The organism is Isoptericola sp. NPDC055881, assembly GCF_053615895.1.
Genome location: NZ_JBSHCR010000040.1, coordinates 32,788 through 42,110, shown reverse-complemented (window position 1 = coordinate 42,110; position 9,323 = coordinate 32,788). Strand labels below are relative to the sequence as shown.

The 9,323-nt window shown below is 73.7% G+C and carries 7 protein-coding genes; all 7 read left to right on the top strand.

What is annotated here, in order from left to right:
* The first annotated feature begins 212 nt into the window (after positions 1-212).
* Genes pyrR through pyrF form a run of 7 tightly spaced genes read left to right on the top strand, consistent with a single transcriptional unit; the run spans position 213 to position 9,266 of the window.
* A complete protein-coding gene (pyrR, locus tag ACWGKI_RS13295) occupies positions 213-839 on the top strand; it encodes a bifunctional pyr operon transcriptional regulator/uracil phosphoribosyltransferase PyrR (protein WP_380244906.1) in 627 nt (208 codons plus the stop codon).
* Positions 836-1,843 (top strand): aspartate carbamoyltransferase catalytic subunit, encoded by a 1,008-nt coding sequence (locus ACWGKI_RS13290; RefSeq protein WP_380244904.1) that lies wholly within the window; start codon positions 836-838, stop codon positions 1,841-1,843. The genes pyrR and ACWGKI_RS13290 overlap by 4 nt, the downstream gene beginning before the upstream one ends.
* The gene (locus ACWGKI_RS13285) at positions 1,840-3,183 is read left to right on the top strand and encodes a dihydroorotase (RefSeq protein WP_452187580.1); all 1,344 of its coding nucleotides are present in this window, start codon (positions 1,840-1,842) and stop codon (positions 3,181-3,183) included. Before ACWGKI_RS13290 ends, ACWGKI_RS13285 begins: the two co-directional genes overlap by 4 nt.
* Positions 3,180-3,722, top strand: a complete 543-nt coding sequence (locus ACWGKI_RS13280) for a PH-like domain-containing protein (protein WP_380244902.1) — start codon at positions 3,180-3,182, stop codon at positions 3,720-3,722. Before ACWGKI_RS13285 ends, ACWGKI_RS13280 begins: the two co-directional genes overlap by 4 nt.
* A complete protein-coding gene (gene carA, locus ACWGKI_RS13275) occupies positions 3,719-5,023 on the top strand; it encodes a glutamine-hydrolyzing carbamoyl-phosphate synthase small subunit (protein ID WP_452187578.1) in 1,305 nt (434 codons plus the stop codon). The genes ACWGKI_RS13280 and carA overlap by 4 nt, the downstream gene beginning before the upstream one ends.
* On the top strand, positions 5,023-8,400 hold the full coding sequence (carB, locus tag ACWGKI_RS13270) for a carbamoyl-phosphate synthase large subunit (protein ID WP_452187576.1): 3,378 nt from the start codon (positions 5,023-5,025) through the stop codon (positions 8,398-8,400). The genes carA and carB overlap by 1 nt, the downstream gene beginning before the upstream one ends.
* Complete coding sequence (gene pyrF / locus ACWGKI_RS13265) at positions 8,397-9,266, top strand: orotidine-5'-phosphate decarboxylase (protein ID WP_452187574.1); 870 nt, start codon at positions 8,397-8,399, stop codon at positions 9,264-9,266. The genes carB and pyrF overlap by 4 nt, the downstream gene beginning before the upstream one ends.
* Positions 9,267-9,323 lie beyond the last annotated feature (57 nt).

The window sequence follows — 9,323 nt, the reverse complement described above, 5'->3', positions numbered from 1 at the left end:
CACGTATTCGGGCCCGAATACGTGCGCAACCGCCTGTTCGGCGTTCCGGGCCTGTCGGCCTGGCGGCGTGTGACGCACGCCGCGCCCGCATCGTGGGCACGTCCCCGGGCCGCGCGGGGTGGACGGGATATGGTGGACGGCGTCAGAACGACACCCTTTAACACCGTCCCGTGAGGCGGAGAAGGAGGTCGCCAGTGGCTACTGGCACCGGCATGCCCGGAACACCCGACCAGCCCGACGTCCCCGAGGGGACCGTGGTGCTCGGCGCGAGCGACGTCGCCCGCGCCCTGACCCGGATCGCGCACGAGATCGTCGAACGCGCCAAGGGCGCCCAGGACGTGGTCCTGCTCGGCATCCCGACCCGTGGCGTCACCCTCGCCGCCCGCCTCGCGCAGCGGCTCGCGAGCATCGACCCGGCGTTCGACCCGGAGAACGACCTCGGCGAGCTCGACGTCACGATGTACCGCGACGACCTGCGCCGCCAGCCCACCCGCGCCGTCGGGGTCACCCGGCTGCCCGGCGCGGGAATCGAGGGCAAGACGGTGGTGCTGGTCGACGACGTCCTGTTCTCCGGACGCACGATCCGTGCGGCGCTCGACGCCATCGGCGACCTGGGCCGCCCGCAGGCCGTGCGGCTCGCCTGCCTCGTCGACCGGGGGCACCGCGAGCTGCCCATCCGGCCCGACTTCGTGGGCAAGAACCTCCCCACGGCCCAGACCGAGCGCGTGCGCGTGCTCCTGGCCGAGGTGGACGGCACGGACGCCGTGGTGATCAGCGGGCGCGAGCCCGGCGCCGACGTCGTCTCACCGGACGGGCCGGCCGAGGGGAGCGTCCGATGAGGCACCTGCTCTCGACCGCGGACCTCGCCAAGGACGAGGCGATCGAGCTCCTGGACACCGCGGCGCAGATGGCCGCGACCCAGTCGCGCGAGATCAAGAAGCTCCCGACGCTGCGTGGTCGCACCGTCGTGAACCTGTTCTTCGAGGACTCCACCCGCACCCGGATCTCGTTCGAGACGGCGGCCAAGCGGCTGTCCGCGGACGTTATCAACTTCTCCGCCAAGGGGTCCAGCGTCTCCAAGGGGGAGTCCCTCAAGGACACGGCGCTCACCCTGCACGCGATGGGGGCCGACGCCGTCGTGGTGCGGCACTGGGCCTCCGGCGCTCCGTACCAGCTGGCCCACGCCGGCTGGCTCGACGCCGCCGTGCTCAACGCCGGCGACGGCACGCACATGCACCCCACGCAGGCGCTGCTGGACGCCTACACGATCCGCCGCCACCTCGCGGGGCGCGGCGGTGGGCTGCGGCGTGGCGGCGACGACGGCGTCGGCGCGGACCTGGCGGGCCTCAAGGTCGCGATCGTGGGCGACGTCCTCCACTCGCGCGTCGCGCGCGCCAACGTGCGGCTGCTGCGGACCCTGGGTGCCGAGGTGACCCTGGTCGCGCCGCCCACGCTGCTGCCCGTCGGGGTCGAGACGTGGCCGTGCCGCACCTCGTACGACCTGGACACCACGCTCGCCGACTGGCAGCCCGACGCCGTGATGATGCTGCGGGTGCAGCGCGAGCGGATGTCGGGCGGCGCGGGCGCGTTCTTCCCGAGCCCGCTGGAGTACACGCGCTACTTCGGGCTCGACGCCCGCCGCACGGCGCTGCTGCCGGCGCACTCGATCGTCATGCACCCCGGTCCGATGAACCGCGGCCTGGAGATCTCCGCCGAGGCGGCGGACTCCGAGCGCGCCGTGATCGTCGAGCAGGTCGCCAACGGGGTCGCCGTGCGCATGGCCGCCCTGTACCTCCTGCTGTCCGGCTCCACCTCGTCCGCCACCGAAGGGACCGCCCTGTGACCACCACCTACGTGCTGCGCGGAGCGCGACCCCTCGGCGGCGACGCCGCGGACGTCGTCCTGTCCGACGGCGTGATCACCCAGGTCGCGGCTCCCGGGACGGCCGTCGTGCCCGAGGGCGCCGACGTCGTGGAGATCGCCGCCGACGGCCACGTGCTGCTCCCCGGCCTGGTCGACCTGCACACGCACCTGCGCGAGCCGGGACGCGAGGACGCCGAGACGGTGGCGTCGGGCACCCGCGCCGCTGCGGCGGGCGGCTTCACCGCCGTGCACGCGATGGCGAACACGTCGCCGGTCGCCGACACCGCGGGCGTCGTCGAGCAGGTCTGGCGGCTGGGCCAGGAGGCCGGCTGGGTCGACGTGCACCCCGTCGGCGCGGTGACCGTCGGTCTCGGCGGCGAGCGCCTCGCGGAGCTGGGCGCGATGGCCGACTCGGCCGCGCGCGTCCGCGTCTTCTCGGACGACGGCAAGTGCGTGCACGACCCGATCCTCATGCGCCGCGCGCTGGAGTACGTCAAGTCGTTCGGCGGCGTCGTCGCGCAGCACGCCCAGGAGCCCCGCCTCACCGAGGGCGCCCAGATGAACGAGGGCGTCGTGTCCGCCGAGATCGGCCTGGCCGGCTGGCCGGCCGTGGCGGAGGAGGCGATCATCGCCCGCGACGTGCTGCTCGCCGAGCACGTCGGGTCGCGCCTGCACGTGTGCCACCTGTCGACGGCGGGCTCGGTCGAGATCGTCCGGTGGGCCAAGGGCCGCGGGATCGACGTCACCGCCGAGGTCACGCCGCACCACCTCATCCTCACGGACGACCTCGCGCGCAGCTACGACCCGACCTACAAGGTGAACCCGCCGCTGCGCACGGCCGCGGACGTCGAGGCGGTGCGCGCCGGCCTGGCCGACGGCACGATCGACATCGTCGCGACCGACCACGCCCCGCACACCCGCGAGGACAAGGACTGCGAGTGGGGTGCCGCCGCGTTCGGGATGACGGGACTGGAGACCGCGCTGTCGGTCGTCCAGGCCACCATGGTCGACACGGGCCGGATGACCTGGGCCGACGTCGCGCGCGTGCTGTCCGCCAACCCGGCTCGCATCGGGCGGATCGACACCACCCAAGGACGCCCGATTGCCGTGGGCGAGCCGGCGAACCTCACCCTGGTGGACCCGGCCGCGACCCGCACCGTCGACGGCGCGGCCCAGGCCACCGCGAGCGGCAACACGCCCTTCGCGGGGCGCGACCTGCCCGGCCGCGTCGTGGCGACCTTCCTGCGCGGGCGCGCGACCGTGCTGGACGGAGCACCCGTGGCCCCCGTCGGCGCCGGTGGTCGGGGAGGGGCGCGATGAACCTCCCCCTGCCCGTCGCCGTCGGGATCTGGGTCGTCGTCGGCGTCCTGCTGCTCCTGGTGGTCCTCACCGGGCGGCGACGCCTCGCGGCCCGCACCCGCGACACCGTCCCCGTGCCCCCCGTCGCCCCCGAAGACCTCGGCACGCTGCGGCTGGGGCCGCTCGAGGCCACGTACGTGTCCTCCACCCTCGCGGGCGACTGGCTCGCCCGCGTCGGCGCGCACCACCTCGGCGACCGCTCCGTCGCGCACGTCTCCGTGCACGACGCCGGCGTGCTGATCGAGCGCGACGGCGCTCCCGACGTGTTCGCCCCGGTCGCCGCGCTGCGCGGCGTCGGGCTCGCCCCCGGCATGGCCGGCAAGTACGTCGGCGCCGACGGCCTGGTCGTCGTCACCTGGGAGGACCCGGCCGCCGACGGCGTGCCCGCGGTCGCCCTGGACACCGGCCTGCGCACGCGCCACGAGCCCGACCGCTCCCGCCTGGTCGACGCCGTGCGCCACCTCATGACCTCCGCCCCCGCACCGAAGGACGAGCAGTGACCACCAGCTCCCTCACCAGCCCCACGACGAGCCCTGACACGGCCGGCGCGGCACACGCGGCCCTCCTCGTGCTCGAGGACGGCACCGTCGCCCGCGGACGTGCCTACGGCGCCCGGGGCGCCACCTTCGGCGAGATCGTCTTCTCCACCGGCATGACCGGGTACCAGGAGACCCTCACCGACCCGTCCTACCACCGGCAGATCGTCGTGATGACGGCCCCGCACGTGGGGAACACCGGCATCAACGACGAGGACCCGGAGTCCGGCAAGATCTGGGTCTCCGGGTACGTCCTGCGCGACCCCGCCCGCCGGGTGTCGTCCTGGCGCGCGGACCGGTCCCTGGAGGACGAGCTCGCCGCCCAGGGCGTCGTCGGGATCAGCGACGTCGACACCCGCAAGCTCACCCGCCACCTGCGCGAGCTCGGCGTCATGCGCGCCGGTGTCTTCTCCGGCGACGCCCTCGTGCGCGAGGGGGTCGGCGGCGCGAGGATCGAGCGCCCGGTCGCCGAGCTCGTCGCCGAGGTGCAGGCCTCGCCGGCGATGGCCGGCGCCAACCTCGCCCCCGAGGTCACGACCCGCGAGGCGTACGTCGTCGAGCCGGCCGGCGAGTTCGCGGGCCGGTCCCCGGTCGCGACCGTCGTCGCCGTCGACCTGGGCATCAAGGCGATGACGCCCGCCCGCCTGGCCGAGCGTGGCGTGCGCGTGCACGTGGTGCCGCAGTCCGCGACGATCGCGGACGTCGAGGCGCTGCTGCCCGCCGACGGGTCGCCCGCCGGCGTGTTCTTCTCCAACGGCCCGGGCGACCCGTCGTCGGCCACCCACGAGATCGAGCTGCTGCGCGACGTCCTGGACCGGGGCATCCCGTTCTTCGGCATCTGCTTCGGCAACCAGCTGCTGGGCCGCGCCCTCGGCTACGGCACCTACAAGCTCGGGTACGGCCACCGCGGCATCAACCAGCCCGTCATGGACCGCACGACCAGCAAGGTCGAGGTCACGGCGCACAACCACGGGTTCGCCGTGGACGCGCCCGTCGACGCCGTGAGCACCGCCCCGCACGACGCGGAGCGCACCGACGGTCGCACCTACGGCCGCGTGATCGTCTCGCACGTGGGACTCAACGACCAGGTGGTCGAGGGGCTCACCGCGCTCGACGTGCCCGCCTTCTCCGTCCAGTACCACCCCGAGGCCGCTGCCGGACCGCACGACAGCGCCTACCTCTTCGACCGCTTCGTGGAGCTCATGACCACGCGTCGGCCCGTGACCGTCCCCGCCGCCACGCTGGCCGCACTGAAGGAGAACTGATGCCCCGCCGTTCCGACCTCTCCTCCGTCCTGGTCATCGGCTCCGGCCCGATCGTCATCGGCCAGGCCTGCGAGTTCGACTACTCGGGCACCCAGGCCTGCCGCGTGCTCAAGGAGGAGGGCCTGCGCGTCGTCCTCGTGAACTCGAACCCCGCGACGATCATGACCGACCCGGAGTTCGCCGACGCCACCTACGTCGAGCCGATCACCACCGAGGTCCTCACCTCCATCATCGCCAAGGAGCGCCCCGACGCGCTGCTGCCCACCCTCGGCGGGCAGACGGCGCTCAACGCCGCGATCGCCCTCGACGAGGCCGGCGTCCTCGAGCAGTACGACGTCGAGCTCATCGGCGCCAACATCCCCGCCATCCAGAAGGGCGAGGACCGCCAGCAGTTCAAGGACGTCGTCGCCAAGTGCGGCGGCGAGTCCGCCCGCTCCGTCATCGTGCACACCGTCGATGAGGCGGTGGCCGCCGCCGGCGACCTCGGCTACCCCATGGTCGTCCGCCCGTCGTTCACGATGGGCGGCCTGGGCTCCGGGTTCGCGTACGACGAGACCGAGCTGCGCCGCATCGTCGGCCAGGGCCTGCACTACTCGCCGACCACCGAGGTGCTCCTCGAGGAGTCCATCCTCGGCTGGAAGGAGTACGAGCTCGAGCTCATGCGCGACAAGGACGACAACGTCGTGGTCGTCTGCTCGATCGAGAACGTCGACCCCGTCGGCGTGCACACCGGCGACTCGGTGACCGTCGCCCCCGCGATGACGCTCACCGACCGCGAGTACCAGAAGCTGCGCGACATCGGCATCGCCGTCATCCGTGAGGTCGGCGTCGACACCGGGGGCTGCAACATCCAGTTCGCCGTCGACCCCGAGACCGGGCGCATCATCGTCATCGAGATGAACCCGCGCGTGTCGCGGTCCTCCGCCCTGGCCTCGAAGGCCACCGGCTTCCCGATCGCGAAGATCGCGGCCAAGCTCGCCGTCGGCTACACGCTCGACGAGATCCCGAACGACATCACGCGCGTCACGCCGGCCAGCTTCGAGCCCACGCTCGACTACGTGGTCGTCAAGGTGCCTCGGTTCGCGTTCGAGAAGTTCCCCGCCGCCGACCCGACGCTGACCACCACCATGAAGTCGGTCGGCGAGGCGATGGCCCTCGGGCGCAACTTCACCGAGGCCCTCGGCAAGGCCCTGCGCTCCATCGACAAGGGCGGGGTCGCGTTCCACTGGGACGGCCACGCGCCCTCCGGCGCCGACCTCGACCAGCTCCTCGCCGAGATCCGCCGGCCCACCGAGCACCGCATGGTCGGCGTGCAGCAGGCGCTGCGCGCCGTCGTCGCCGGGCACACGACCCTCGAGGCCGTGTTCGACGCCACCAAGATCGACCCCTGGTTCCTCGACCAGATCCTGCTGATGAACGAGGTCGCGGCGGAGGTCGCGGCCAGCACCACCCTCACCGAGGAGGTGCTGCGCCGCGCCAAGCGTCACGGCCTGTCCGACGTGCAGGTCGCCCGCCTGCGCGGCATGGGAGCGTCGGGGGAGGCCACGGTCCGCGAGGTGCGTCGCGCCCTCGGGGTGCGGCCGGTGTACAAGACGGTCGACACCTGCGCCGCCGAGTTCGCCGCGCGCACGCCCTACCACTACTCGTCCTACGACGAGGAGACCGAGGTGGCCCCTCGCGAGCGCGAGGCCGTCATCATCCTGGGCTCCGGTCCGAACCGGATCGGGCAGGGCATCGAGTTCGACTACTCGTGCGTGCACGCCGCCCTGACCCTCTCGGAGCGCTACGAGACCATCATGGTCAACTGCAACCCGGAGACGGTCTCGACCGACTACGACACCTCGGACCGCCTCTACTTCGAGCCCCTCACGTTCGAGGACGTCCTCGAGGTGTACGAGGCCGAGCTCGCCGCAGGCCCCGTCAAGGGTGTCATCGTGCAGCTCGGCGGCCAGACGCCGCTCGCCCTCGCGCAGCGTCTCGCCGACGCCGGCGTGCCGATCCTCGGCACCTCGCCCGAGGCGATCGACGCCGCGGAGGACCGCGGCATCTTCGGTCAGGTCCTGCTGGACGCCGGCCTGCCCGCCCCGGCGTTCGGCACCGCGCGGTCGCTGGGTCAGGCCCGCGAGGTCGCCGAGACCATCGGCTACCCGGTCCTCGTGCGCCCCTCGTACGTGCTGGGCGGGCGCGGCATGGAGATCGTGTACTCGGTCGAGCAGCTGACGGAGTACGTCGAGCGGGCGCTGGCGGCCGCCGCCGCGGACGAGCGCACGGCGGGTGGTCTGCTGCCCGCGCCGCTGCTGATCGACCGCTTCCTGGACGACGCGATGGAGATCGACGTCGACGCCCTGTTCGACGGCGAGGAGATGTTCCTCGGTGGCGTCATGGAGCACATCGAGGAGGCCGGCATCCACTCGGGCGACTCCGCCTGCGTGCTGCCGCCGGTGTCGCTGTCGACCTCCGAGATCGAGCGGATCCGCCGGTCGACCGAGGCGATCGCCCGGGGCGTCGGGGTGCGCGGCCTGCTCAACGTGCAGTACGCGCTGGTGTCCGACGTGCTGTACGTGCTCGAGGCGAACCCGCGCGCGTCGCGCACCGTGCCCTTCGTCTCGAAGGCCACGGGCACGTCGCTCGCCAAGGCCGCGGCGCGGGTGATGGTCGGCGAGTCGATCGCGAGCCTGCGGGCCGAGGGCGTGCTGCCCGCCGAGGGCGACGGCGGCACGCTGGACCTGGGTGCCCCGCTGGCCGTCAAGGAGGCGGTCCTGCCGTTCAAGCGGTTCCGCACCGCCGAGGGCCAGGTCGTCGACACGGTGCTCGGCCCGGAGATGCGCTCCACGGGCGAGGTCATGGGCTTCGACAAGGACTTCCCCCACGCCTTCGCGAAGTCGCAGGCCGCGGCGTTCGGTGGTCTGCCCACCGCCGGCCGGGTGTTCGTGTCGGTCGCGGACCGCGACAAGCGCTCGATCGTGTTCCCGGTCAAGCGCCTCGCGGAGCTGGGCTTCGAGGTGCTGGCGACCTCCGGCACCGCCCAGGTGCTGCGCCGCAACGGCATCGGCAGCACGGTGGTGCGCAAGTTCTCCGACGGCCGCGGGGCCGACGGCGAGCCGACGATCGTCGACCTGATCAGCGACGGCGAGGTGGACCTCGTGGTGAACTCGCCGTCGGGCCAGGGCGCGCGCGCCGACGGCTACGAGATCCGCGCGGCCACGACCGCGGCGGACAAGCCGATGATCACCACCGTGGACCAGCTCGCCGCGGCGGTGCAGGGGATCGAGGCGGTCCGCGGCGGCCCGTTCGACGTCGCCAGCCTGCAGGAGCACACGGCCGCCACGGTGGCTCGGCTCGCGGGCGAGGACGTCGTGGCGGGGGTGCCGGCGTGACCGCGGCCACCGCGCCGTTCGGCGCGCGTCTCGCGGCGGCGATGGACGCCCACGGGCCGCTGTGCGTGGGCATCGACCCGCACGCCTCCCTGCTCGACGCCTGGGGTCTGGGCGACGACGCCGCGGGGGTCCGGGAGTTCGGGCTCCGGGTGGTCGACGCCCTCGGCGGGCGCGTGGCGGCGTTCAAGCCGCAGGCCGCGTTCTTCGAACGGCACGGGTCTGCCGGCGTCGCCGCGCTGGAGGACGTGATCGCCGCGGCGCGTGCCGTGGACACCCTGACGATCGTCGACGCCAAGCGCGGGGACATCGGCTCGACCATGGCCGCGTACGCGGACGCGTTCCTGGCGGACGGCTCGCCCCTGGCCGGGGACGCCGTCACGGTGTCGCCGTACCTGGGGTTCGGCTCGCTCGCGCCGGCGGCCGAGCTGGCCGCCCGTACGGGCCGCGGGATCTTCGTGCTGTGCCTCACCTCGAACAAGGAGGGCCACGAGGTGCAGCACGCCGTCGGCCCGGACGGGGTGAGCGTCGCCGCCTCGATCGCGGCGCAGGCCGCGGTGCTCAACTCCGGCGCGGTGGCCGAGGGGCTGCCGATGGGTTCGGTCGGGCTCGTCGTCGGTGCCACCGTCGGGGACGCCGCCCGGGAGACCGGGACCGACCTCGTGGCGGTCCACGGCCCGCTGCTCGCGCCCGGGGTGGGTGCGCAGGGGGCAGGGGCGCGCGAGCTCGCCACGGCCTTCGGCCCCGCGCGCCGGCACGTGCTGGCGTCCTCCTCCCGGGGCGTGCTCGCCGCCGGACCCGACCCGGAGGGGCTGCGTGCCGCGGCAGCCACCGCGGTCGACGACGCACGGGCGGCCTTGCGCGGCTGACGCCCGCTCACGCACCGACGGCCAGGGCCGCACCTCCTCGGGTGCGGCCCTGGCCGT

Coding starts and splice junctions, on each gene's coding strand:
- ACWGKI_RS13280 (WP_380244902.1), top strand. CDS start 3,180: ATGAACCTCCCCCTGCCCGTCGCCGTCGGGATCTGGGTCGTCGTCGGC.
- pyrR (WP_380244906.1), top strand. CDS start 213: ATGCCCGGAACACCCGACCAGCCCGACGTCCCCGAGGGGACCGTGGTG.
- ACWGKI_RS13290 (WP_380244904.1), top strand. CDS start 836: ATGAGGCACCTGCTCTCGACCGCGGACCTCGCCAAGGACGAGGCGATC.
- carB (WP_452187576.1), top strand. CDS start 5,023: ATGCCCCGCCGTTCCGACCTCTCCTCCGTCCTGGTCATCGGCTCCGGC.